Origin of the sequence: Thalassomonas actiniarum (assembly GCF_000948975.2) — a bacterium.
In the GTDB taxonomy this organism is placed as follows: Bacteria; Pseudomonadota; Gammaproteobacteria; order Enterobacterales; family Alteromonadaceae; genus Thalassomonas; species Thalassomonas actiniarum.
This window is the reverse complement of the sequence record NZ_CP059736.1, coordinates 692,356-716,930: the sequence shown is the minus strand read 5'-3', so window position 1 is coordinate 716,930 and position 24,575 is coordinate 692,356. Positions and strand designations below refer to the sequence as shown.

Here is a 24,575-nt window from a genome sequence, read left to right as displayed (position 1 = left end):
GAACTAAAGACTCCCGATGTTTTTCAAAATTAGCTCGGCATAGTTATAAAGCTCGATGCCGACCCAACGGGCCGTTGCCACCAGGGTAAAAGAAACGGCAATCAACTTAACGCAAAACGACAGCGTTTGTTCCTGGATTTGGGTCAGCGCCTGAAACAAACTGACCAGGATCCCGACCCCGGCAGCAACCAGGATCGGCGGCAGCGACAGCATTAATACCAAGGTTAATACCTCAATGGTATGGTGAATGATTTCTGCATTATTCATTGACAAATACTCTTCTAGCTGGTGCTTACATATAGGTTAAAACAAGACCATGGATCAATCTGGCCCAGCCGTCCAACAGCACGAACAACAGCAGTTTAAAGGGTAAGGAAATCGTCATCGGCGATACCATCATCATGCCCATGGCCAGTAAGATATTCGAGACGATCAAGTCAATGGCAACAAAGGGCAAATAGAGTAAAAATCCTATCTCAAACGCCGAGGTCAGCTCGCTGACGGTAAACGCCGGCACCAGGATCAATAAACTGTTGTCGTCAATTCTGTCGCTGTACGCTTTTGGCCATAACTTTTCGGCGTTGACTTTAAAAAACTTCCGTTCGCGCTCGTTAGAATGCTTTTTTAAGAAATCTTTAAAGGGGATCACGCTTTTATCGATAACCGGCCCCAGGTTGGCTAAGCTGTTTAGCTCTATCGGTTCCTGTTCGACAATATCCTGGATCTCAAACATCACCGGCGCCATAATATAAAAAGTTAAAATGATAGCCAGTCCGTGAAGCGCCATATTGGGGGGGATTTGCTGTACCCCCAGGGCATTGCGCAGCAGTCCCAGCACCACCGCCAGCTTAACAAACGAGGTAGTCATCACTGCCAGAAAAGGCACCAGCGCCAGTACGGATAAACCGATAATCAGCAGTATCGGATCGATCTCGCCGCTCATTTTGCTACCCCGTTACCTTGCCACTCGATAACCCGGGCGCCGAGGCGCTGGTCAATTTCCACCAGTTCACAGCGGCCTAAACATTTGCCCTGCACCATAATAGCAACCGGGGCCTTAAGGTCTAAACCGAGATCAAAGCTGTACCCCGGCCCCAGGCGTTTCAGCTCTGCCAGGGTAATGGGCGCCTTTGCCAATTCAAAGTTCAAGGTGATGTTGATGTGATCCAGGGCATTATCATCACTGTGTGCTACGCCAGAGTCACTGCCCGGGGAAGCCCCCTGGTTAGCTTCTTCCGGCGGCATCATGTCTTCAGTTGCAGAAATATGATCCGCCGGGCTTTCTTGCTCGGCTGTGCCCTCTTCCTGGGTAAGTGAGAGGCTGTAGTCACTATAACTGCTCTCTTCGGTAAATGAATTGTCGCCGGCTTGAAGATCGTTAGGCATGTTGTACTCCAGTGGTTGAGAAAATTTCAATTGTTTTTTATGGTAAGAAGCAAGGCTGTTGCCCGCCCCGTCTATCTGTATTTTCAACCCGGTTTGCGGCTGGTAGACCTGATCGAAAAAAAGCACGTCATCCACTTCAACCCGGGTAAGATCGGTCACCGACAATTGCGTTTGCGCGCAGATAACCCGCAGCCAAAATGGCAAATCGTCAAGGCCGCTCTTAGCAGGCGCACCTTGCCAGGCCTGCAGGTAGCTTTGTGCTTGTGTCTGGGCCAATTTGACTACCCCCAGTCCCTGTCCGGCGTCAGTGCTCAGCAACAACGGAAAATCCACCCAGGTTGCTCCGGGTTCGAGTTCGGCATAAGCTTGCTTTTCTATGCTCACCGATGCCGGTGAAAACAACCGGGACAGGATGGGCTTAAGCGTGTCATTTAAAAATGCTAACTGTAATTCCTCGGGTAAGCGGCTTGCCGCAGGTACTCCCTGGCAGCATAAAGCCAGCAACGCCTGATCAAATCCAAATAACATTTTGCTGCCATCGACACGCAGCGTCAGGTAATGGCTTACCTGACAATCGGGTAAAGCGGTCTTTAACTGCATCTGCCAAAGTAGCCCATCCGGTGCCTGGTGTTGCCAGCAATAATTAACCCCTAAAAGCTGGTTATGATGATGTATTTGCTTACGGCTTAGGGTTGGATAACGTGTGTTCATTGTGAAAGCTCCTCAAGCCATTCCTCGTAAAGGTCGCGCTGCTGTTTTGATTCCTCGTCACCTGAATCGTCGTTAAAAAGCTCGACTTCAATGGTTTCATGCCCTTGTAACTGCTCTAATTGCTTCACCAACAATTCTTTATGGGCTTCTAACAAGGTGAAACTCTGTTCCTGGGTTGTTCTTATTTCTATCGATATAGCGCCGTTTTGACGCTCTATCACAATTGATGTGCCCGGAAAAATATCTTCCTGCAACTGCAGCTGGATGCGCTCTTGTCCTGCTGGCAATGCCGTGAGCATAGCTTCAACGGTTCGCACCAACACCTGTTGAAGATTGCGCACGTCATTTTCCTGGCTATTGATATTTTGCAAAATGATTTCTCCTACCGGAGTGTTTCTCACTGGTGAGGCCTGCTGCACCGCCGCCGAAGCTGTTGTTGATTCTTGCTCTGACTCTAAAGAGGACTCCTCCCGGGACTGCTCATCACGGGGCGTTTTCTCAAGCCCTCGACTGCTTCGAACGGGAGGCTCTGCACCTGCTGAGTGAGCTAAACCGGCAACATTAACTGCCGCCTTAGCAGGCAAATCATAAGATTGTTTTTGCGTTTTCCGGGATTGCGGGTCAAGATGACCCTCTTCGGATTTATGCTCTGCAGCAGCCGCTTTATCTGAAGAGGCTGGCATGTCGTTATCAGCCCGAACAACCCGGGTGTTGTCGCTGTTATCGGCCGTTGCTATAAAGGATGCACTTAAGGATGATACCGGTGTCGTTACCCTGACCTGCTCCCGTGAAGCGGTTTTCACGCCAGGAAGTATTTCTTCTGCTTTACCGCTAATATTTTCAAGATCTGCAGTATTGGCATTTGAGGCAAAATCACCATGACGCGCGCTTGATGAAGCTATGGCTGAACTTGTCACTGCGTTTGTTACTGAACTTACAGACACATTTTTAGACGGAGCTGCCACAGAAGTCGATTGTGCTTCTTGTCTGCTTTGAACACCTACCGCAGCGGTTTGATCAGAGCTTGTTCCAGATAGGCTTTGTGCTACTGGCTTGTCTCCATCCTTATTTATTACCATGTTCGCCGTTGGCATATTCATAACCGGCGTTGACGAAGAGCCAGCAGAAGCTGTGCTTTTAACTTTCGCTTCAGTCGACAGACATGTATCAGCTAATGACAAAACATTGATATTTGTCTTTGCCTGCAAAGGCTGCTGCTGATGAACGTAACCCTGGTCGCTTGCAGTCACCTTAGCAGCTGTTTTTTCTCCTACAACCACTTGCATTTCCCGGCTGCCTGGCACCTCAGCAGCGGTTTTACCAGAGCTAGCCTCAGGCAGGCTTTTTGCTACCGCCTGGTCAGCATCACCTTTAGCCAAGGCATTGATATTTACCTTTGCTTGCAAAGGTTGCTGATTCTGAGCATGGCTCTGGTCGCTTACTATTACCTTATCGCTTGCTCTCTTCTCAAAGGGGGCAGGGATATTGTTATCTGCCTGAACAGCCCTGGAGGTATTTATGCTATCAACAAGGGTTTCAAAGGCTGTTTCCAAAGAGGGGAACTGTGATGTAACAACAGCACTTTCCCACGCAGCCATTTTTTCTCCTAAAAACACTTGCCGCGTCTCAACAGGGATCTTTTTATCTGCTGTGCTATTCATAGCAGAAGCAACACAGGCATCTTGTATGACAGGAGCAGGTGTAACCGGCATTGGTGAACTTTCCTGAAAAACGGTACGCTTTTTCACCGGCTCAAGCGGCTGATCAGCATCACTTGCCGGTAAGGCATTGATCTTTATATTTAACTCTGTCTTTTCCTGCAAAGACTGCCGGTTTTGAGAGCCTCCCAGCCCGCCCTCAGTCTCTTTATTAACAGAGGCAGAGATATTGTTATCTGCCTGAACGGCCCGGGGGGAATAGTTGCTTTCAACGACTTCTGCAAAGGCTGTTTCCAAAGAGAATCTCTTTGATGCAATATCAGCATTTTCCCCTGCTGCCTCAAGGGGCATATTTTCACTTTGGCGCCCAAGTACTGACTTCTCCATGGCCTTATTACCCGCATTGTTCATTGCGTTATTGGCCATTGCCGCATTATCTGTCAACAGGTTTGCACCGGCCGGAGGAACCGAGTGCTCTGTCAGCCGATTAACCTCGCCTTCTTGAAGGTTATCAACCTTAATCGGCACGGCAGCTTGAGTCTCCCGAACAGCAGAAGATGACAATACTGATGCCCGGGATTGTGCTACCTTTTCATCAGGAGAGTTTTTCACTTGTGTGACAACAGGCGTTTCTTGTGCCAATAGCTTGTCAAACAAATGTTGATCTTCCCTGCGATAGCCCGGCCTATCCTCAGTTACCGGCAAATTGTCAGTGGTTGTTTTCAATGGTTCCATTTTAGGTGTCATCGCGTTATTTGAACTCAGTTAAGTGCCCGGCAAAATTAAAGTTGCCCCGATACTGCAATGCCGGCCATTCGCCAAACATTGACATTTCAAAGCGCATTTCCATAGGTTAAGTCGCTGGCCGCATCCGGGGCACACAAGGCTATATTCAAGAATCCCCGTCTTAAGCGACTTCCGGAAGTGATTCTCTGATGAATTTACGGGCTTTGTGTAAACGGTTGCGAAATCCCTGATAGGTGGTATCCGCCAATTTATAAGCCTCTTTTTTCGAATGCCCTTGTATGACACCCAAATGAAAAGCTTGTTGGTGAATTTCGTCGAGTGAATTAATTTTTTCAGAAACCTTATCTAAACCTTGCTTACTCATCAGTATCCGTTCCGGGTTAACCTGGGGACAAATAGAATCCAGTAAATATTCATCACGTACATGCACATTTTTAAACTGGTAATTACGGTTAAAATAATTGCGGACAGAATTCACGGCGATACCGATAATCCAGGTTGAAAATTTTGAATTCCCTTGAAAACTGTTCAGGAAACGGTGCGCTAGCAAAAAAGTCTCCTGAGTCACATCATCAGCATCGGCATCACAGGAAAGGTTTTTTCTGATATAGGCATTCACTTTCGAATAATGGTGTAAAAATAACTGATCACGTGACTTATCACAGCCGTTAATAGCGGCTTCAAATAGTTCCCGCTCCCTAAGTTCATCTTTTTGAGCGCTAGTGGTAGTTGTTAAATCTTGGTTGGTGATCACGGTTTGCATGATAAATATTCCTTTCAAATAACTGGAAATGTCTTTCCATAAATCTTTGTGGTTGTCGTGTGTTAGCGGCATAAACGGAACATGGGTATTTGCTGGCCTGCCTGATGTCGCAGGTTGATTATTGACAAACCAACTCCTGCGCTGTAGTGACAAAAAGTATTGCTCTGTATCCGAACCTATCAGGAGCAACCGAAGAAAAAAGGCAGCAAACAACAAGATGCAACCACTTGATTCAAAAGATGAAATAAATAAATTAACAACCTGGAGACACTATTGTTAAAACAAAGAAGTAAAATCCGGCACTGGGGCGTAAATACCGGCTTTAAGTAGAAGCCGGTACACATTCCGGGCAGTTCTCTCCTTATCTGAAAAAACCGTACACGATGATACAAAACGCTAAATTCACCGGCTATTAACCTTAACTTTACTTTGTTCTAGTGCAGCAAAATCGGACAAAAAATAAACTCCGGATAAAAACAAACAAGAAAACAAGTTAGAAAGCAGCGGCCCTTTAGTCATAGCTCCGGGTAACCTGTCCAGCTAATGCCATCAAAAAAATGTGCACCGAATCGAATAAAAAGCAGCAAAAAGTAAAAACAGTTTTTGATTACCCGCCTCTTACCAGGCACAACCTTTGACGAGGTTGCCTGATAAACCAGAACTCAATAACCGGTGTCGCAACCGACACTAGTCTGTTACTGATTGACAATAGGAAACTTAATGATGTTAACAAGCTCGCTGAATGACTTGCTCGCGACTTTATGTCAGCGCCAGGGGTGGCAGCCGATAACAGCGGATGAAAGAGGCTACTTTAAGCTCCGGCTGGATAATATTGCACTAACACTCTTTACCCAGGGGGATCTGCTGCTGATGGACAGCCCGGTACTGGAATTGAGTAAAGATGTGCAACAGCGTTGGTATCAACAAAATAAAGTACTGCAACTCATGTCGGTCAACCCGGACCTTGCTCAGTTCAGCACCTATTACTGCGAGCAGCAAGAGCAGCTTTGCCTCTATAACACGTTGCCAAGCGAGCTGCTGGATATCAGGGATTTTGAAGCGTCACTGGCAAGTTTTGTCGATGGCATCGAATGGATAAACAACCAATTACTCAACTGATTTCTAATAAAAAATCAACCACTACTTAACTCAACTAAAAGGTAAATACTATGGGCACACCAGTAACTAACACAGCCAAGATCGACATCACCGGCCTTCCCGGACAGAACGTCGATGGCAACATCAACCTGGCAGACGTCTCCAACTCCTTTAATGCCGTCGTCGACAAAAAAGAAGAAGCGATAAAGAAATTACAGGATGAAGGGGATTTTGAAGATACCAAAACCGTATTGTTGATGCAGCAAATGATGAATGAATGGAGTTTTACTCTCGGGCTGTCGAGTTCATTAACCAAAACCATAGCCGACTCATTAAAAGGCATAGTACAGAAAATTTAATCTGGTCCCTTGATGACGACGGTTCGCCGTCGTTTCTCTTTCATTTTTGGAGAAAGTAATTATGGAAACAGCTGCGATTTCCGCCAACAGACCGCCGGCTGACGGTCAACGGATACAAACCTATCAGCCATTTGACAATAATCGGGCACCGACCTCTTTGCCGCCAAGTGCGGATCCGCAAGCGCTGTTAGTCTTTGAACAGCACATGGCTGCCCCGCAAATACAAAAAACGGGATTTGAGGCACTAAATTATGACCACTCCGGCGATATTGATCCCGCCAACTGTACTGTGGGAGAAATTCGTACCGACAGTAGTTGTCAGTTAAGCGACGGCCGTGACGGCACCGCAGGTGGCAACAACAGTATCCTCGGCGACAATATCCTCCAGAGCCTGGACAGCATCCGCAACGAAAGCAACGAGCGCTTCGACAGCATTCAGGCCATGCTTGATAAAGACGATTTAGGCACCGCCGATTTATTGCAGACCCAGCTCGATATCCAGCTGTGGTCTTTGCACCATGATGTTTACTCGAAAATTACCGGGACCTTCGACCGCAATGTCGACACCTTATTAAAGGCGCAGTAATGCCGCCGGGCGCATATCAGTTTTTACCCGGGCAGATCGTCCTTACCTACGTATAAAACAATGTATAAAAGCAATGGACAAGAGCCATGAACAAGATCGCAAAAATGAAATTATTAAGAACTTTACCCCTGCTACTGGGCTGTTTGCTGCTGAGCGCCTGTCAGATTGAACTCTACTCAGGCGTTGATGAACAGCAGGCCAACGAAATGGTGTCGATATTAATGGACAACGGCATTGCCGTGGAAAAAATTCCCGGCAAAGATAAAACCGCCACCTTAATGATTGATGAATTGGATCTGCCGCTGGCCATCAGCCGCCTGAAGGAGCAGGGCTACCCCAAGGCACAATTTCAAACCCTGGGGGAAATCTTTGTTAAAGACAGTATGATCAGCTCGCCAATGGAAGAGCGTGCCCGTTATAACTTTGCCATGACCCAGGAGCTGGCAGGTACCTTGTCATTAATTGACGGGGTGATCAGCGCCCGTGTGCATATAGTGCAGCCGAAAATAGATGATTACGGGGTTAAAACCGGCACCCCCTCGGCTTCTATTTTTATCAAGCATGCCCCGACCATGGCCACCGAACAGCTGGTCACCAAAGTCAAATTGTTGGTGGCCCACTCCATTCAGGACCTGGAGTATGAGACGGTTGATGTCGCACTTTTTGAGGGCCGCGCTCCGCTAAAACGCTCCCCCAGGGAGCCGGCCTGGTACCTGACTCCCTGGCTATTGGCCCTTTGGGGGGGACTGGCCTTAGTATTGCTCACTATGGGCGGCCTGTTTGTTTATAAGCAGCGCACGGCTAAAGAGGACAGCTAATGTCTGAGCCACTTCACCACAAGCTGCAGACTTTTAATTTTTATCCCAGCCGAAGCCTGCACCCCAGTTGGTGGCCCCAGCTGCAAACCCTGGCTGAAAACAGAGCTGAAAGCCAAAGCAAAGCGGCGGCACAAGAAGGGATGCCTGAGTCCCTGACACCGGAGCAGCTGGACAGCCTCAATACCGGGCAACCCTATTTAGTGTCAAGCTGGCTGTTAAAGCAGTTTAACCTTGACGGGCAATTTGATTTTAACTTCGACAGTCCGGAAAAACAGCTGTTTTTGCAGTCGCCACCAGAATTACAAAGGTTGCGCAACTACTTAACCGCCTTGCTCTATCACCCCTTTATCGCCTCTTTGCTGGCCGCGAAAAAAGTGAAGGCAATAAAACAGGTGCTCGGGGATGAGGGTTATCAGTTTGCCGTAAAACAAGCCCCGCTGCTGCTTAACCAGATACCTGAGTTTCTGCAAAAGCACATGACAACGACGGATACCCTGGATTTTTCCGACCCGGAAAAACTGGACCAACAGCTTAATCAGGCAGGCGCAGCGCTGCTGGCCACTGCAGCAGGGCAATACGGCCCGGCATTGCAATGGCGGCTGTATTGGAAGCTTCCCTTTGCCAGCGGCCTTGTTGAAACAAAAAAGGGTAACGATAGCGACAAAGCGCAGCACAAACTCTGCTGGCAACTGATTAAAAAAGTCAGCAAACAATTCACTTGTCCAAACACAGCATAATTTGGACGCTACGCCACTTAATTAAATACCGCCTGCTTGATACAACAGGTAAATGCTTAACCTTCAAAGGAGGAGTAATTATGCCCTATATTACCGATAGGTTGTTTAGCAACCTGGACACCAACATCAAGGATCAAACAAAAGTTGAAGATGCCACCAGCTATGGCGTATTTGATGACTTAAGCAAAACGGCTCTGCTGACTTCAAACGATATATATAGTCATTTGGACGGCCATCAGCCAGGCGGAACGGCGGGTTATACCTTAGATGACTACCTGACCCATATATGGTCAAAAACAGCCAACGAAAGCAATTTTGATGATGTTGATACAAATAAAACACATTTCGGCGGCAATAAAGATGACTACTGGATTGAAGTTGCCACAAAGGCCTTTTCTTTGAGTAAAGGGCCATATTGGGATTATGATAATCAGTATCACATGCTGGAAGATTATAACAGGCGTATCGCCAACAGTGGTGCTAAACTGTCAGAGACGATAACGGCTAATAATAAAGTCGATAGTTTCGCGTCTGCGCAGGCATTGCTCGATCGCTCCGGCATAAACACCGAAGCCGAAGCAGAGCAACTTGTCGCCAATATTTTCAAGATCTATGAAGAAAACAACCTAAAGTATAATGACGGTAAATCACATGTCTTTGAGGTTGACAGGAAGTTAGCTTCAGATAAAGCCTATATAGAGGACGGTAGCAGCGGAGGATTATTCTCAAGCGAGAAATATGAAGGATACGATAAGGGAACGATCAACGTTGACGTTAAATTCACCCTCGATTACGACAAAATTTTAAAAGTAGCATTGGCCAAGGCAAATAACACCGCCATTCCCACAGATGCGCAAATGAGCGACAGCATATTTCAATACCTGCACGGTAAATACAGCAGCGATGCAGGGATCACCATCCGGGAAGACTATACCGCTGGCAAACTCCACCGTAACTTAATTCCCGAAGCCTTTACCAATACTTATGCAATGGAAGAGGCCGCCGCAGACGCCAAGGCGATGACGGGATTAGACCTTGAGACAATGGAAAAAAATTATAATAAAAACCATCCCGGTAACGAGCTTTATCTCACCCCGGGCATGTGGAATGGCAGCAACCCTTCCTATGAAGTTGTGCTGGAGCAGGCAAAAGGATATCAAAAAGCATTTAGAGATCTTAAGCCTGCGCCAAATGTCGTCATAGATGTAGGCACAACCTTATGGCAAGAATTTCAGACCTGGGAAAAGAACCTGGATCCCGAGAGAAAATTTATCAAAGAAGGGAGTTACTGGAGAAACGTCGGTGCCGACTCGGCCCTTCATACGTTGGAATTTGATAGTATAGATAAAGCATTAGAGGATTTAATAACCACCATCGAAGACTACCAGGCGGCAAAATACTATCAGCACAAATTTGCCGAATATGCCGAAGATAAAAGTTTGCTTGAAACAACCTATCCGACAACAAGAAAGCTGGACGCTAGTTTCTGGCAAGGATTTCTCCAGTGGGCAAACCAGGTAGATCCTGGCAAGCAGTATATAAAACAAGATAGCTTTGACAGAAACAACGCCACCGATTCTATCCTTAGCGACGCTGAGTTCAAATCAATAGGAGAAGCTCTCGATGCTATCGTCGGTCCGCTGAAAGAGCCGCTTTACCCCTTAAAGGTAGAGCAAGATCGTTATTTAACGAAAGACAGGTTTATGCAGAGCCACCGTTTCTACCTCGGAGGCAAAGAACGGCAATATCAAGACACTGCCGATCAGCTGCGTGATCTGAATAAAATGATGGACGAAGCCCGCCATTGGCAGGAATGGATAAGCAAATACGAACGGGAAGAAGATGATTTTAATTTAGCCGAGGAAAATCTGAAAAAGTATAATGAATTTTATGCCTGGATTGTCCACTCTGATGTTGCCTATTCGAAAGACAACGATTATAAATCCTATATTGACTGGAAAGGTGAATATGGCAATAACCCGGACATGTCCGAGGAAAATCTGAAGTTGCTTAACACCGAAATCACCAATTACATACAAAGTCTCGAAAACCGTTCCAATCTGGTTACCGTTGATGCCAATCAGCATTTAACCCGCTATAACGAGTCGCTGGAATTTTTAAGTGCGGTATTAAAACGTATTATGACGACACTCGATAATGTGCTGAGCAATGTTAAAGGCTAAAGCACAATTTCATTCCTCTTAAATGAAAGCGCGATAACACACTCAATGAAATTCAGTGTGTTATTAGCGTTTAAAACACAAATAAATCTCCCGGCAAGCAGTAGCTCTTAAGATAACAAAACTCCCGCTCCCCATCGACAACCAGAAAAGTCCGGCGTTTCATTTATCCAATAGACAAAAGAGAGTTCATCTGGCCTGGGGAATCAAAGAAAAAACAGCAAAAAACAGCAAAAAACAAAAACAGTTTACGTTTACCGGCCTCCTATTAAACACGAACTTTAGTGAAATTAGCTGATAAGCAAAAGTTCAATAGCCGGCGCGATAACCGGCATTGCTCAGTGACCGCTTGATGACAGGAAAATAACTAAAGTTAGCAAGCATGCCTGACTATGATCCCGGGCAGCTAATCACCAAAGTCAGTCCACACCATTGAGGATTTAGCATATGAGTCAGTTGAGATGGTACTTGTTCAGTGAATCTTTCTGAAAAACTCCGGGGCACCGGCAACACTGAACTCGCACATAATTCCAGCCGGAGCCGGAATTATGACTACCCCATTTAACAATATACCGTCAGCTGTAAAACCGGGCTGACGCTTAACCCTTACTCTCACAGGAGCAGTAAACAATGCCATTTATTACCGACAAGTTATTCACTAACCTGGACTCGAAGAATATTGAGACTGAAGGAGAGGTAGAAAAGGCCACCAGCTATGGGGTTTTTAATGACTTAACCGACCTTAAACTGCTTACTTCGGCGGATCTCCATCGGGATTTAACAGGTTACGATCAAAACGGGACGACAACTTATACCCTGGAGGAATATTTAACAAAAACATGGCAATCGACTTTGTCAGAGTTTGACGGCTTAACAAGCGATCAGCGAAGCGAATGGGAGCACAACGATCAATATGAGTTTGAAATAGCCACACGACGCTCGAACATCACCAGCTGGGATTATGATAACCAGGATTACTTACGCGATGCGTATCACGATCTTACCAAGAACGGTGGCGCTGAAATCACTACCAAAATAAAAAATAACAACAACTACGGCGTCGATGACATTGACTCAGCAAAGGCATTATTAGCCCGGGCCGGCATCAACACCGAAGCAGAAGCAGACCAGCTGATAGATAATATCATCAAAATATATGACGAAAACGGGCTGACATTGGCTGACGAAAAATCACATATTTTTGAGGTAAACAAACAAGTGGCTTCTGACAAGGCGGTCAAGGAAGACAATGCCGAAAGCATATATTACGGAGAGTTTTTTAAGAACAAGCAAGCAAAACTTGTTGGCTATAACGATACCGACATTTCTGTGGCCGTTAACATTTCTTTGGATTACGACGAGATTTTGCGCGCCGCTTTCTCATTTTCTAATGGCAGCAACGGGACAAATGTGCCGAGCAAGGCGCAAATGGGCGACAGCATCTTTGAATACCTGTATAAAAAATACAATGGCGACATCGGCAGTGGAAAAATTCGTGAGGATTTTACTCCTGCCAGTGCTCAGGACCCTTACCGCAACTTATACCGTAATTTAATCCCCGAGGCTTTCAACAATTCCACCGCCCTGGCAGCCGAAGCCGATGCCAAGAGTATGACTGGCTTAGACCTGATCCAACTGGAATACAATTACAATGTCAGCCATCCCGACAATCAACTTCACCTTAGCCAGGATCTATGGGAAGGTGGCGTCGCCCCCTATAAGTTATTATTGGCAGGGACACAGCAGTGGCAAACGACATTTGCCAACTATCCACGCACGATACCGCTGACAACAATAGATACCAAAACCTGGAATGACTTTACCACCTGGGTAAGAGCCGTCGATCCCAACAGGGAATATTTCAAAGAAGATATCCGGCCAATTTATACTGATGGCGACTACACCCTGGAAGCCAGAGAGTTCGACGCTATAGATCAACACCTGAGCGCTTATAGAGCCTCGGTGCAAAGCATGATAGATGAAATAAACGAACATTATTTGATGAAAGACCGCTTTATGCAAAGCCATCGCCAATACTCAACGGTAAAAGAAAAACAATACCGGGACGCTGCCGATGAACTGAGTGATATGAACAAAATGCTCGAAGAGGCTCGTAAATGGCAGGAATGGATAGGCAAGTTTGAACGGGAAGACAAGAAAGGAGTGCACTTATCAAGCTCAGACAACATAGCTGAGTTTGGCAAGTTTTACGCCTGGATTGTCAGCTCAGATGTTGCCAGCCCGGCGGAAAACAACCATACCGCCTATATCGACTGGAAGAAAGACTATGACAGTGACGGTGATCAAACCTTGTCTGATGACGAGTTAACCACGCTTTACACCGACATCACTAATTACCAGGTCAGCCTGGAAAACCGCGGCACTATGGTGAGTGTTGATGCCAACCAGCTGTTAACCCGCCATAACGAAGCAATGGAGTTTTTAAGTTCGGTATTATCGCGCATTATGACGTCACTGAAGAATGTACTACGTAATATGCCGGGCTAATATTTTAGGGTAATTCAGGCTTTTCTCTTGTTTTACATAAGAAAAACCTGATAAATAATTTGAAGGAGTTAATATTAATACACCTTTAAAAAGGTGAAATACTTTCCCTCTTCTGTGTCAAATCCGGGTCCTGTTACCTGCCAGACCGCATTGCTTAGTATCAAAATTTAGGGTTTCATTTTTTGATTAAGACCTCTTATTTACCACTTTACAGATACTGAAGTCGTAAAGCGTATAGCTAATTCGGACAAATTTTTGTAAATCAACTCCCAGGATACGAGGATTGCTGACATTGCTTAGGTAAAGGTTATTCTCACCGCAATAGCGGCGAAGATGTTTGTAGTTGTATCGAACCTAAGAACAACATGCCCGGCGATATCTGTGGCGGCACAGGAAAGTTTTAACCGAGGAAGTTTAGAAAAACAAAACCGCCCAACAGGAAGGAGAGCGGTCAACTACTATTGACAAATGCCAACTAAGGCAAACATTGAAACTAAATTTATAGCAACTAATGACATCGTGCAAGCCCTTATTTTTAAGGGGAAACCGCAATGTCTTCATTTGTCCGGACATGTCAGGTATTGTCCGTTGAAAATAATTTTAAACCTTGGTGTTTTTCACCCAAATTGAAACACTTTAACCGAGTATTATCCATAACGTTAATCCGGTTATATTACACCGCTTTAATTCACCAACAGAAATTACGCATAATGAAAAATAGATTATTCACGGATCTGATTGGCGCCGCGTTAACCTTTACTAGTGCCTCAAATGTACAGTGCTTCAACCTAAACAAGGGTTGGTTGTTCACAAATGCTACCCCTTCTGCCGCATGATAAGACAGACAGGCGGTGGCCTTACCAAATCCCTGCCAGGCTGCTTTTTCTTTTTTACTTTGTAAGTTTTTATACACCTGCGGCCAGGTCGACTTAAGTAGAGCCGTTGGGCGTTTTTTTTCCTGGCGGGTCTTTTCATTACACCGTTTTCTATGGTTTATTTTGGGCGGCAGTTTAGGCAACGAAACTAATCCGGCTGTTGGGGCATTATCCTAAAATGAGTTGCAGATTCCGCCACTGGAGGAATGAACGGGTGACGATATTACAGCCCGGTAAAATCTTCTCGCACCGACTGTGGGATAAACACACAAAAACCATGACCAGCACCGGTGAAATACCTTCCCTGGGAGAAAAAGCCCTGGCGCATGCCCTGTTTAGCAGTCTGACCTATAAAAAAGTTTGTTTCGCAGCGAATAAAAGCGGGAGCTAATGCTCCCTGATATGCTTGATTGTTGGCGCTTAATCTGCTGGTCGTTGACCGGCAATGAACTGCAGCGCTACAGGGAACTACTGTTGATGGTGGTATCGGTAAATTGTAATTTTTCAATGGCCACCAGGGTATTGGAGCCGTCCCGGTTATCCTGTAAATCTGCTACCGTTAGCTGCTCGCTCTCTTTTGAGATCTGATATTCAGATGACGGCCCTGAGAAAATTACGGTATTGGTGCCGGTATTGCCGCTGATATTGTTATCTAGTTGATTAACAATAACATTGCTGTCATTGATGCCGGTCAGGGTAATATTTTTAAGATATTGGGCATGATGAGTATAAGCCAGGCTGCTTTGAAATTTCAGGCTGAAGTCGCCGGTAAAACTTTCATCGATTCTTGCATTATAGGTAAGGTAGGGATGGAAAAATTGAGCCATGAGCGCAGCACCTAGGGGATCTTTGGGGGCAAGATCATTACGGGTTTTCGCGACGTAAAAGTTCCACATGCCATAGTCGCCATCAAAAGCGCCCCACAGGCCGTAGAAGGAATCCAGTACCGAAGCCAAATATTCTTGTGTCAGGCTGTTTTCAGCAGTCAATTCGGCCAGCCAGTCTGCCAGCTCGCTTGACCAGGCCCAAAGCTGCCCCGATAAAGCGTTGACTTGTGCCGCGCGGACTTCAGTCTGGTAGTCGACCAATGCACCGAGAAAGTCTTCGTTTTGGTCCACACCTATGCCATAGTCGTGAACTAAATGCAGGATCTCTTCATATGAGGCATCCCGGTGCTCATAGTTCTGATTGATGTACCAGCTATGACCTTCAACTTGCATCTCGCCGTAATATAGCGGCTGGCCGTCAAGCTCGGCGGCGGCATTAGTGCCGTCATCAACCCCATTGAGCAACATTAAGGTGGCGCCGTTCTCGGCCATTTTATTGGCGATAGCGCTTTTATCTGCGCCGTATGCTGAGCCGGGATAATCGGTTAAAAAGTGCTGCAATATATTGCGGGCGCGAACGATCTGATTTTCGGTAATTTCATCTTGCGCAAGGATATGAATTTCACCGCCGTTTGGGGTGTCAACTTTTGTATAGCGGTCGAATTTAAGCGCCCGGGTAAAGGTGGCTGCTAATGCCTGAGGAACTGCCGAAATCCCTAATTCATTGGTCGTGGGGGTTGTTGGCGTCGTTGGCGTTGTCGGTGTAACCTTTGTGGTGTTATTGCTGTTTGAACCGCCACAGGCCGCTAATGCACTACAGACAACCAGGGCCAATATGCTTTCGGTAAAAGGAATTTTTTGTTTTCTGCTCATTGTTTGCTCCCAAACTATTTTGATAAAAGTGAATACTTAGTTTTAACCGGTGAACTATTGTCTGATAATTCAAGAGCTTTTAGGGTAAGGGGCAGTAAGGTATTGTAAGGGCTACCGGGGTTATGTAAGCAGGTGTAAGCCCCGCTTCAAACACGGGAACTTTTCAGCTACATTTGAGCCGCCAGCAAGCGTCAGCATTTACCGGGAGATGAAATGAACAAAACACATGTATTACTTATTGAAGATGATGACGAGATATCCCGGTTAACGGCAATGTACCTGGAGGCCGAGGGTTATCGGGTGAGTGTGGTTAAAGACGGTGCCCTGGCGTTGAGCGCGATAAAAGATATCCAGCCGCAGTTGATCATTCTTGATCTGATGCTGCCGGGCATGAGCGGCATTGAAATATGCAAGCTTGCCCGAGGGTTTTACCGGCAACCGATATTGATCCTGACGGCCTGTGATGACGATGTCAGTGAAGTGAGCCTTTTAAAAATGGGCGCCGATGATTATTTGGTCAAACCGTTGCGGCCTCATGTACTGGTGGCAAGAATAGAAGCGCTGCTGAGGCGAAATAAAACCGCTGAGCTATCGTCTCAAGCGGTTTTCACCATCAGTGAGCAAAGCAACCAGGTTAGCTTTAAGGGCAAAAGCCTGGCACTGACCGGCGCCGAATATGAAATGCTGAAGTTGCTGCACAAACATGCCGGTAAGGTGATCACGCGTGAGCAATGTTGTCAGGCATTAAGGGGCATAGATTACGACTTTAGCAACCGCTCGATTGACATGCGAATTTCCGGGTTAAGAAAAAAGCTCGGTGATGATCAGCTGCCTTACAAAATTATTACCACGGTAAGAAACCAGGGATATAAATTAATTAATGAATAAGCCGTCACTGCCATTATTTCCCCGCCTTTACCTGAGCATAGTGCTTGCCGTTATCTTCAGCATAACCTTGACGCAATTTGTGGTAGAAATTTATCGGGAACAAGAAGAGCTGAATTTTTTTATCCGGGATACCAATCATATGCTTCAATATCTTGAAGCAAATGCCGATGCGCCAGCCGACGGTGTTGAGCAAGAGATAAAGCTGCCTTTTCCGTTTAACATCGAATTTTCGGCCAAATTTATCAACTCAAAGCGCCCGGGAGGTGTCTGCGCTTCATGTTCATTTTTAAAAACCGTCAACAGCAATCGCTATTATGAACTGGAAGAAGGTGAGCGCTTGGTTGAAGCTAAGCTTGCCGGGACAGACAGCTCCCTTGTGATTTATGAAAAACTCGATAGCGAGCGCAGTCAGGAGGAGTTGTCTGCGATGGACGCCGAGCTTGATAGCGGGCAAATGCTTTTTTTCCTGCTGATCACTGTTATCGCTTTATTTCTGGGGTTAACCCTTTACTGGCCCATTAAAAGTTTGCAGACACAAATCAAGGGCCTGATCCACTCCCACCGGTTGTTTGGCGAAGGGGATATGGGGGTAAAGGCCGATGAAAGGATCCCGAAACCTTTGGATGAACTTGCACTCAGTTTTAATGAAATGGCCCGGGCCATTGCCGGTAATGTCAAAGAGCGGGATATTTTTGCCCAGGCTATCCCCCATGAAGTGAGAACCCCGCTTAGCCGTATTCAACTGGCGTCAGGGCTAATTCGCAAAAAAAGCCATGATCTGGATGTACTGGTTTTGCTTGATGATTTGGACAATTATGTACTTGATATTAACGAGCTGATCAGCCAAATAGTGGAATTTTCACGGGTTAGGGAGCATAAAGATTTAGCCAGTGAGTTATATCAGAGGGTTTATTTGTCGGCTTTTGTCGAATCAAGGGTCCGGCTGCTGGTGGATACAGGGCATAAATCGCTGACCGTGGCGATAGATAACAACCTTGAAATAACCACCCAGGCTATTTATTTAAGGCTGTTACTGGATAATTTTATTAAAAATGCCGTTAACCATGCCAGGGAGCAAATTAAGATCTCGGCAAGCATCAATAACGGGCTACTTAGCATTGAGGTAGAAGATGACGGCGTCGGTATTGCGCTTGAGCACAGAGCGACCATTTTTATTCCTTTTGCCAGACTGGATAAAAGCCGCAGCAGGATCACCGGGGGCTTGGGGCTAGGCCTGCCGATAGCAAAAGCTGCTGCCGATAAAATGAAAGGAAACATTCAGGTATCAGATTCAAGCCTAGGCGGCGCCCGCTTTTCCTTTACCCAGGTTATTTGCGTATAAGCCGCTGTCTTTATTGAGGCGGGGGAACTGCATTGATTTATGGGGGGCATATCAATTTGCCGGTTCTGTAATCTTGATAAGGCGGGAAAGATTTTCGCGCGCTTATCAACAGTTCAGTGATTCATCATAAATGAGGTATGTGTTTATGGCTTAACAAAGTTCACTGGCACAACCTGTACCCGAACAGCCCCATGCACCGCTGTTAGTACCGCAATATTTTTGGACATTTGTTACTTCTATTTCCTGTCCGCCGGCAACCTTAGGCGTCATTGCTGCCGGTAAGGCTTTATGGTCATTAGACAGGTTTTTAAGTGTATTTTTGTTTAATTTCAGTTTCATTTTTATATCCTTATTATTATTGATTTCTATAGCCATTCGTCATTGATTTTAACAATGCCCAGTAAAACTAACCTTTTACTGGTTAAAAATCAAACAGATATTAAGCTGGCTTTCAATAGAATGGGTGTTGTCGGGATTAACTGACAGTCACAGTCCGGGACCTGGTTGTTTTTACTTGCTTTTATTGTATTGCTCTGATGTGTAACTGATCGATGCATACCGAAATAGACATATTGGCATCCGGGGGTTTTCTTGCCCTTTCATTGGTGGCAGCAGCATTAAGTGAATCAGTTTAGACCTGATGATACAATCAATCAGGTCTAATAGTGTTATATAAGCGAGAGCGTTAAGACGGTTCTGCCACTTGAAACTTGTTATTCAGCATTTTCAGTATTCGCTTTAAAATGTTTAATTGTTGAATTTTCTTTAATCGCGTACCTTGTCAAAAACAATGAAATTGCTCCTAAAGACGGAGCTTCCAGCATGGCTTGTGCATCATGTTCTTTAATTTTCTCTATTTGCTTTTTCGCTTCATCTTCACTGGCTGGAAACATGAGACATTTTTCAATATCCTTCTTTAATAAGCCAAATTTAACACCGGCTATTTTATGCTTCTCCGCACGCTCCGGAAACCTGAGAAAAGTTTGCAGCGCGGCAAGAACCGGAGCTGCAACACTTAATATACTGACTAAGTAGGCCTCCATTCCCATAATTCCGGTCTTCCAGGGAAATTGATCTTCAGCATGTTCCCTAAAAAGCTCGAATATATCCGATGCAACTATTGTGGTAATGATGACTAAGGGTATACCTAATGTGTAATTAAATATCCGGCAAGCCGTTGCGCTTTTATAATGCGCTTTTTCGTTAACTCTAAACCGCCTATACCAGTCTAATAAAAGGTTTTGCTGTTCAATATTATCTATCATTTTATAAAACTCCATTTTAACTACCGGGGTAGATTTTATTTTGTAGCATTGCTTATACCGGCACGGCTGAGATTAATTTTTTGATAAAGACTTTCGAAAGGCAATAAAGTAGATTGTGCCAATGAAAAATAAAATGAGTGTCTGTGGCTCATTGACAGGAAAAGTTGGCGCACCTGCACTTTTATTAACAAATAGCTGATCATAATTAAATTCATTGCTGGAAAAAAAATAAGCTTGTTCAACACCTAATAACGTCCCTCCCAGGTCAACATTTCGAAATCTATTTCTACTGCCCGGACCAAACTCTGGAAAGTCATGCAAATTGAATTCATTCATAGTACCGGAGAATAAGCTATTTAATGAGAAGGTATTGCTTGCCAGTAATATCGATTCGCCTAAGTCATAACCAAGCAAAGGGATTGTTGAACGTGATTTCACTGTGACATTTGTTAAATCAAAGCGTTTACCATCCTTTCTTAAAATTTTAAAGCCACTGGCGCTGGAGCCATGAGTAGAACTGCCAACAAACTTCTCAGCATATGACAAATAACAACCTGAAGCGTTTTCATGGCAACCCGCTACCACATTGGTGGCATGAAAATACTTTATTCTGTCAGGAGAATAATAATCAACCCTAAACCCCTGGATGATATAATCTCCATAATCTAAAAAGCCTTCTGTCCGTAAAACGCCATCACTGAAAGAAACATGCGTTCTTCCATAATTCAGCGGATTACCTGAATTCAACATTAGCGAAGCAAAAGCAGAATTAGATATTGAAAGAAGTATGGTACAAAGAATGATGAGCTTGATTGATAGCACTTTATCGGTAATTAGTAACCGTGAAAACATTAGAACCTCCGTCTAAATTTATTTTTCCTATTTGTTATCCGGGTGTGATAGTCCTTTCCTGCCAGACCTGTGCACCAGGGATCATTTTTAAATCGGCATATTATGCCACAGCAGTTCTAACACTTACTGTGGATTATTACCAGATTACTAGTATGGTTAATAGATATTAAAATAGAGCTGTACATCAGTCCGTTGGGGAGTATTGCTCTTTGATAGCCGAGCAATACTTAATCTAAAAAGATAAGATCATGTTGTAAAAACAACTAGCGGGGAAATCTTTAATTTTTTTAAGTATTAATTGGCGCGGCGTAATAAAGTTGGTAAAAAAGAATACTTCTCTGATCTGCATTACAGGCCGGAGGTTAGATGTGATCGCATTTATTACTGTTAAGAAGTTATCCGGGCAAGAGCGGTTCAAGCCCTGTTTATCTATTAAATGTTAGCCGCTAATGCTGCGCTGATTATCGGCTAATGTCACTAACAATATACCTCAGGTTAAAACTGGGGAAGCAGCACACTGTCAATAATCCATACGATGCCGTTGCTGGTATTAACACCCTGGCAGTTTACTTCGGACTGATTAACATGTGGCGCGCCGTATTGACGGTTTAAAAATATTTTTTGTTCGGCTAATGTCGATACTTTTTTAGTAAAATATGAGCGGCGGGCGTCTATTTTGCGGTCGACTACATGATAGAGCAAAACGCTGGTCAACAGGTCCGTGTCATCTAAAAGAGCTTGCAGTATCGGGGCTGGCACATTGTTAAAAGCTTCGTTAGTTGGCGCAAATACGGTAAGGTTCCCACCGCCATTTACGGCGTCAACCAATCCGGCTGCTGTAAGTGCCGTTACCAAAGTACTTAACTCCGGGGTTGCAATTGCCGCTTCGGCAATTGTGCCGTCAAATTCTACCGCCTGGGTTTTTAAACATTGAAACCTGTCTTTATTCCAGCTGGCTTGAGCTGTTGAACTTAAGACCATCGCAAACATCAAAAAAAGAGTATAAAAGTATTTCATTTTGACCTCCAAAATAACATTTAAAACAACACTGCTTGTTAACTTCACACGAGACCTGGTAGTGCAAACTACAGCATGATGTTTGCTCTGCACTCTAATACGGGGCCTGTATAAAAAAAGATCAATGTTATTGGCGGGATTGGTATACCAGATAAGCGCTGCTTTAAAACCTACAGCCGCTCCCTTGCCTGGCTGAGCTCTTTTAGGGCAATAGTCGCATGCAAAAACGAGTCGTTGTCAATTGTGGTGTCTGTCAACTTTACTTTTTCAACGGCTTAGCGGGGGGATTGCCTAATTGATTAACAGCGGCAATAGGAAGACTCTGAATCGAGTTATAATGCTTCGCTATTGAGCAATTTCAATTTTGACTAGCGAGATCCTGATATTTTTTGTGTTAAGCTTTTGAATGATGCCATTAGTCCATTGGCGTTAACATTCTTATCAAGTTGAATGGTATAGGTTTTTTCATTGTCAGCCCATGTCAGGGATGTTTCTGCATGTCCTCTTTCATCTTCTATCACGATTAAAATGCCCGGATCACCGTTAACATCAAAGTTTATCGCATCCTTATCCATCAGTACGCCGCTATCTTCGCTAAAGGCCATCATTTCAATGATGACATGACCCAACTCCCTACTTTTTACTATTCTGGTTAATTGATCCCAGCCTTTACCAGGAATAAAATTACCGCCGACGAATGAGTGCAACAAGTCAAATTTGCCTTTAAGTGCCATATCTAAATTAACCGCATCACCGGCGAACGACATTGAGAGTTTTTCGATATCAGCTTTAGATTGCTTCGCAAGTATTTGGTGTTTAAAGCTGTGCTGGAATGCTTGGTCGCCATCTTTATAGCGGCGGATAACATTAGTGAACTGACGAATCTGTGAAGAAAGAACCCGGGTAAAACCATACTCCCTGGTTTCTCTTGCCCGGGTAATATGATCATTATTTGGGGTTAACTTGCTTGGGTTCTCGGTAAAGGAATATACCACTAAACCTTTTGGCTCAAATGGCGGGTTAGTCACTTGTTCTTCGATAAAAGGGTTGCTGTCGCCGATAATCTCGCTATCAAAGCCATAAGCCTGTAAAAAAAATGCCGAAGTACAAATACCGGCTAAAACGATAAAGTTAAGTTTTCTCATCATATTTCCCTTTACCCTTTCCTCAAATAACAAGCGCTAGCAATAGAGTTCTCCAAAAAGAGCAAACCCTTGTGCGGCGAGCCCTTGGAGCTAATGGCTATTTTTATAGCAGCATCTTAAGAGCTATCTTTAAAATCTGCCGATCGTGTTCATAGATAATCAAACATTGCGACCCGAAGTATGTAAATTACCACTGCCTTGATAATTTTTGCCGCTCTATCCTGGCCTCAGCAGCATCGTCGAGTGAGCTGAGTAAATCCAGGCCAAACCGGTTTTCAACCTCATCCACTGAGCTCAGATAGTTATTCAGCTGTGCTGTTTTCAGGTTTTTGTGCGGGATAATAAAGGCAATTGCTTCCTGAACGGCCGGATCATAGATCACTTTCCAGTATTCATCAGGTACAGGTACATTATTACCAATATGCTCTGGCCGCGCAGAATAACCGGGACCGGCTAATACCACTACCCTGCCCCTGGCGTTTGCCCATTTGCGTTCGCGATTTTCCAACCCTTTCCAAATGGCTCTGTTATGTCCGGGAAGCTGCGGCGTCATATTCGACATCAGAAAGGTTTCACTGTTTGCCCGCCGGGTACGGTCTATAGATTCGCTATTGGCAAGATGGCCTTTGGAATAGACAGGCTCTTCGTAGTCTTGTGGCGTGGTGCGGTAAGCTGGCGGAATATCTTCATCAAGCCTAAAATCATTTCGCCTGGGCACGCCCGGAGATGTTTCTTTATCAAGCACATAGGACACCCATTCAGCCGACTTAAGGTTGTTGTTATATCCCAGCGCATACCCCTCGCGACAAAGCACTTCATCGCTTTGTTTTGGGGTACCGTACTTAAGGTGTGAGCATTGTCCGGAGGTGGATGATGTTGAGTGCGCTATCGTGTCGCCGCAGCCGGAAACTACCAGGCCAAGCGCTGCGGCCAATAAAACTGGATACTTCAAAAATATGTTACCTAGAAGAAACTTTTAAGTGAATTTACATGAATAATATTGAATAGTTAAGGTTTTTTTCTGTCGGTAAAGCAGGTATGGATACTAAAAAGACCTTATTACCAAAGTACGGGATCTACCCGGTAAAACTGTTTCAACTGTTGATAAAGCCCGGGGTATTCATGACAAAATTGTTGAGACTGTTCAAAAAATACTTCACTGGCAACGGCAAAAAATTCTGCGGGCTCTGTGGCGCCATAATAGTCAAACAATGAAGGCGCTCCTGCCCTTGCTTGGTTTTTAAGTTGTTCAAATTGGGCTGAAAATACTGCCGACCAGGATTTATAGCTATGCCCTCTACCTAAAATCGGGACACCGTTTGCTTTACCATTTTCCTGATCGAGTTGATGGGCAAATTCATGGATCACCACATTGCGGCCATCATCGGGAATTTCTGCGCCTTGCAGGGTATCTTGCCAGGATAAAACGATTTTTCCAAAATCCCAGGACTCCCCCGACAACGCCATATTTTGCGTGTAGTGCACGCCGTCGGCATTTTGTTTATTTTGCGCTTTAACAAAAGCCCTGGGGTAAACCAATATGGTTTGTAGTTGGGGATAATAATCCGTTTTACGGTTAAGCAATAACAAACAGGCCTGTGCTGCTATGGTAATTTTTATTTCATCGGTAATTTTTACCCCGTTACAGCCAATGAAGTTTTTTTCTGCGAGAAAAACCTGGATGTGCTGCTTTAGCTGCAACTGTAAATCAGCCGGCATCTGCCTGAAATAAGGCATTCTTTGCTGGAGGATTTTTCGCCATTGCTTTTTAAAAGGCAAGCGCCTGATTTTATTGCGCTGATACTCGCGCCAATAAGGTTTCCCGGCAAAGTAACCAATGAGTAATACGCCGATGATCAGGGGCAACACATAAGACAGCATAATGGACTTCAGTTAGTAAGGTTTATTATGAGGTAGGTACAGGGAGGGGGAATTTCAAG

23 protein-coding genes are annotated in these 24,575 nt (G+C 45.0%); 10 read left to right on the top strand and 13 right to left on the bottom strand.

All coding sequences use genetic code 11. The annotated features are described in order from the left end of the window. Positions 1-3: 3 nt before the first annotated feature. The 5 genes from sctS to SG35_RS31290 all read right to left on the bottom strand — a co-directional run bounded on the left by sctS (position 4) and on the right by SG35_RS31290 (position 5,481). Positions 4-267 (bottom strand): type III secretion system export apparatus subunit SctS, encoded by a 264-nt coding sequence (gene sctS / locus SG35_RS31310; RefSeq protein ID WP_044831080.1) that lies wholly within the window; start codon positions 265-267, stop codon positions 4-6. Between the two features lie 25 nt (positions 268-292). Further along, positions 293-943 (bottom strand): type III secretion system export apparatus subunit SctR, encoded by a 651-nt coding sequence (gene sctR, locus SG35_RS31305; RefSeq protein ID WP_044831079.1) that lies wholly within the window; start codon positions 941-943, stop codon positions 293-295. After that, the gene (gene sctQ / locus SG35_RS31300) at positions 940-2,097 is read right to left on the bottom strand and encodes a type III secretion system cytoplasmic ring protein SctQ (protein ID WP_044831078.1); all 1,158 of its coding nucleotides are present in this window, start codon (positions 2,095-2,097) and stop codon (positions 940-942) included. The genes sctR and sctQ overlap by 4 nt, the downstream gene beginning before the upstream one ends. Then, positions 2,094-4,490 (bottom strand): type III secretion HpaP family protein, encoded by a 2,397-nt coding sequence (locus tag SG35_RS31295; protein ID WP_044831077.1) that lies wholly within the window; start codon positions 4,488-4,490, stop codon positions 2,094-2,096. Before SG35_RS31295 ends, sctQ begins: the two co-directional genes overlap by 4 nt. Before the next feature lie 172 nt (positions 4,491-4,662). After that, positions 4,663-5,481 carry an RNA polymerase sigma factor gene (locus SG35_RS31290; protein WP_152646480.1) on the bottom strand — a complete coding sequence of 273 codons (819 nt, stop codon included), beginning with the start codon at positions 5,479-5,481 and terminating at the stop codon, positions 4,663-4,665. 504 nt (positions 5,482-5,985) lie between these two features. Between SG35_RS31290 and SG35_RS31285 the strand changes: the two genes are divergently transcribed. The 8 genes from SG35_RS31285 (at position 5,986) to SG35_RS31250 (ending at position 14,817) form a co-directional block, all read left to right on the top strand. Then, positions 5,986-6,384, top strand: a complete 399-nt coding sequence (locus SG35_RS31285; RefSeq protein ID WP_044831075.1) for a CesT family type III secretion system chaperone — start codon at positions 5,986-5,988, stop codon at positions 6,382-6,384. Between the two features lie 50 nt (positions 6,385-6,434). After that, positions 6,435-6,722 (top strand): EscF/YscF/HrpA family type III secretion system needle major subunit, encoded by a 288-nt coding sequence (locus tag SG35_RS31280; RefSeq protein WP_044831074.1) that lies wholly within the window; start codon positions 6,435-6,437, stop codon positions 6,720-6,722. Between the two features lie 61 nt (positions 6,723-6,783). Further along, entirely contained in the window at positions 6,784-7,308 is a 525-nt protein-coding gene (locus SG35_RS31275) for an EscI/YscI/HrpB family type III secretion system inner rod protein (protein WP_044831073.1), read from the top strand. An 86-nt stretch (positions 7,309-7,394) separates the two neighbouring features. Then, positions 7,395-8,126 carry a type III secretion system inner membrane ring lipoprotein SctJ gene (sctJ, locus tag SG35_RS31270; RefSeq protein ID WP_044831072.1) on the top strand — a complete coding sequence of 244 codons (732 nt, stop codon included), beginning with the start codon at positions 7,395-7,397 and terminating at the stop codon, positions 8,124-8,126. After that, positions 8,126-8,863 carry a SctK family type III secretion system sorting platform protein gene (locus tag SG35_RS31265; RefSeq protein ID WP_044831071.1) on the top strand — a complete coding sequence of 246 codons (738 nt, stop codon included), beginning with the start codon at positions 8,126-8,128 and terminating at the stop codon, positions 8,861-8,863. Before sctJ ends, SG35_RS31265 begins: the two co-directional genes overlap by 1 nt. A gap of 80 nt (positions 8,864-8,943) precedes the next feature. Beyond that, positions 8,944-11,046, top strand: a complete 2,103-nt coding sequence (locus SG35_RS31260; protein ID WP_044831070.1) for a hypothetical protein — start codon at positions 8,944-8,946, stop codon at positions 11,044-11,046. A 627-nt stretch (positions 11,047-11,673) separates the two neighbouring features. Next, positions 11,674-13,551: a hypothetical protein gene (locus SG35_RS31255; protein WP_044831069.1), complete on the top strand. Its 1,878-nt coding sequence runs from the start codon at positions 11,674-11,676 to the stop codon at positions 13,549-13,551. A 1,089-nt stretch (positions 13,552-14,640) separates the two neighbouring features. After that, complete coding sequence (locus SG35_RS31250; protein WP_160298224.1) at positions 14,641-14,817, top strand: hypothetical protein; 177 nt, start codon at positions 14,641-14,643, stop codon at positions 14,815-14,817. Between the two features lie 67 nt (positions 14,818-14,884). Here the strand turns inward: SG35_RS31250 and SG35_RS31245 are convergent, their stop codons facing one another. Beyond that, the gene (locus SG35_RS31245; RefSeq protein WP_044831067.1) at positions 14,885-16,126 is read right to left on the bottom strand and encodes a hypothetical protein; all 1,242 of its coding nucleotides are present in this window, start codon (positions 16,124-16,126) and stop codon (positions 14,885-14,887) included. Positions 16,127-16,339: 213 nt separating this feature from the next. Between SG35_RS31245 and SG35_RS31240 the strand changes: the two genes are divergently transcribed. Both SG35_RS31240 and SG35_RS31235 read left to right on the top strand, forming a co-directional pair. Continuing rightward, positions 16,340-17,014 (top strand): response regulator transcription factor, encoded by a 675-nt coding sequence (locus SG35_RS31240; RefSeq protein WP_044831066.1) that lies wholly within the window; start codon positions 16,340-16,342, stop codon positions 17,012-17,014. Continuing rightward, complete coding sequence (locus SG35_RS31235) at positions 17,007-18,356, top strand: sensor histidine kinase (RefSeq protein ID WP_044831065.1); 1,350 nt, start codon at positions 17,007-17,009, stop codon at positions 18,354-18,356. Before SG35_RS31240 ends, SG35_RS31235 begins: the two co-directional genes overlap by 8 nt. A 150-nt stretch (positions 18,357-18,506) precedes the next feature. Here the strand turns inward: SG35_RS31235 and SG35_RS31230 are convergent, their stop codons facing one another. From SG35_RS31230 to SG35_RS31200, 7 genes are all read right to left on the bottom strand, one after another. Beyond that, complete coding sequence (locus SG35_RS31230; RefSeq protein WP_152646479.1) at positions 18,507-18,695, bottom strand: hypothetical protein; 189 nt, start codon at positions 18,693-18,695, stop codon at positions 18,507-18,509. A 374-nt stretch (positions 18,696-19,069) separates the two neighbouring features. Further along, positions 19,070-19,636, bottom strand: coding sequence for an SLATT domain-containing protein (locus SG35_RS31225; RefSeq protein ID WP_044831063.1), 567 nt, complete (start codon positions 19,634-19,636; stop codon positions 19,070-19,072). A 57-nt stretch (positions 19,637-19,693) separates the two neighbouring features. After that, the gene (locus tag SG35_RS31220; protein ID WP_044831062.1) at positions 19,694-20,473 is read right to left on the bottom strand and encodes a hypothetical protein; all 780 of its coding nucleotides are present in this window, start codon (positions 20,471-20,473) and stop codon (positions 19,694-19,696) included. 495 nt (positions 20,474-20,968) lie between these two features. Next, positions 20,969-21,538: a fasciclin domain-containing protein gene (locus tag SG35_RS31215; protein ID WP_053042801.1), complete on the bottom strand. Its 570-nt coding sequence runs from the start codon at positions 21,536-21,538 to the stop codon at positions 20,969-20,971. A gap of 320 nt (positions 21,539-21,858) precedes the next feature. Then, entirely contained in the window at positions 21,859-22,638 is a 780-nt protein-coding gene (locus SG35_RS31210) for a hypothetical protein (RefSeq protein WP_152646478.1), read from the bottom strand. 184 nt (positions 22,639-22,822) lie between these two features. Further along, a complete protein-coding gene (locus SG35_RS31205; RefSeq protein ID WP_160298222.1) occupies positions 22,823-23,587 on the bottom strand; it encodes a DNA/RNA non-specific endonuclease in 765 nt (254 codons plus the stop codon). Between the two features lie 107 nt (positions 23,588-23,694). After that, positions 23,695-24,516, bottom strand: coding sequence for a M90 family metallopeptidase (locus tag SG35_RS31200; protein WP_044831060.1), 822 nt, complete (start codon positions 24,514-24,516; stop codon positions 23,695-23,697). Positions 24,517-24,575 lie beyond the last annotated feature (59 nt).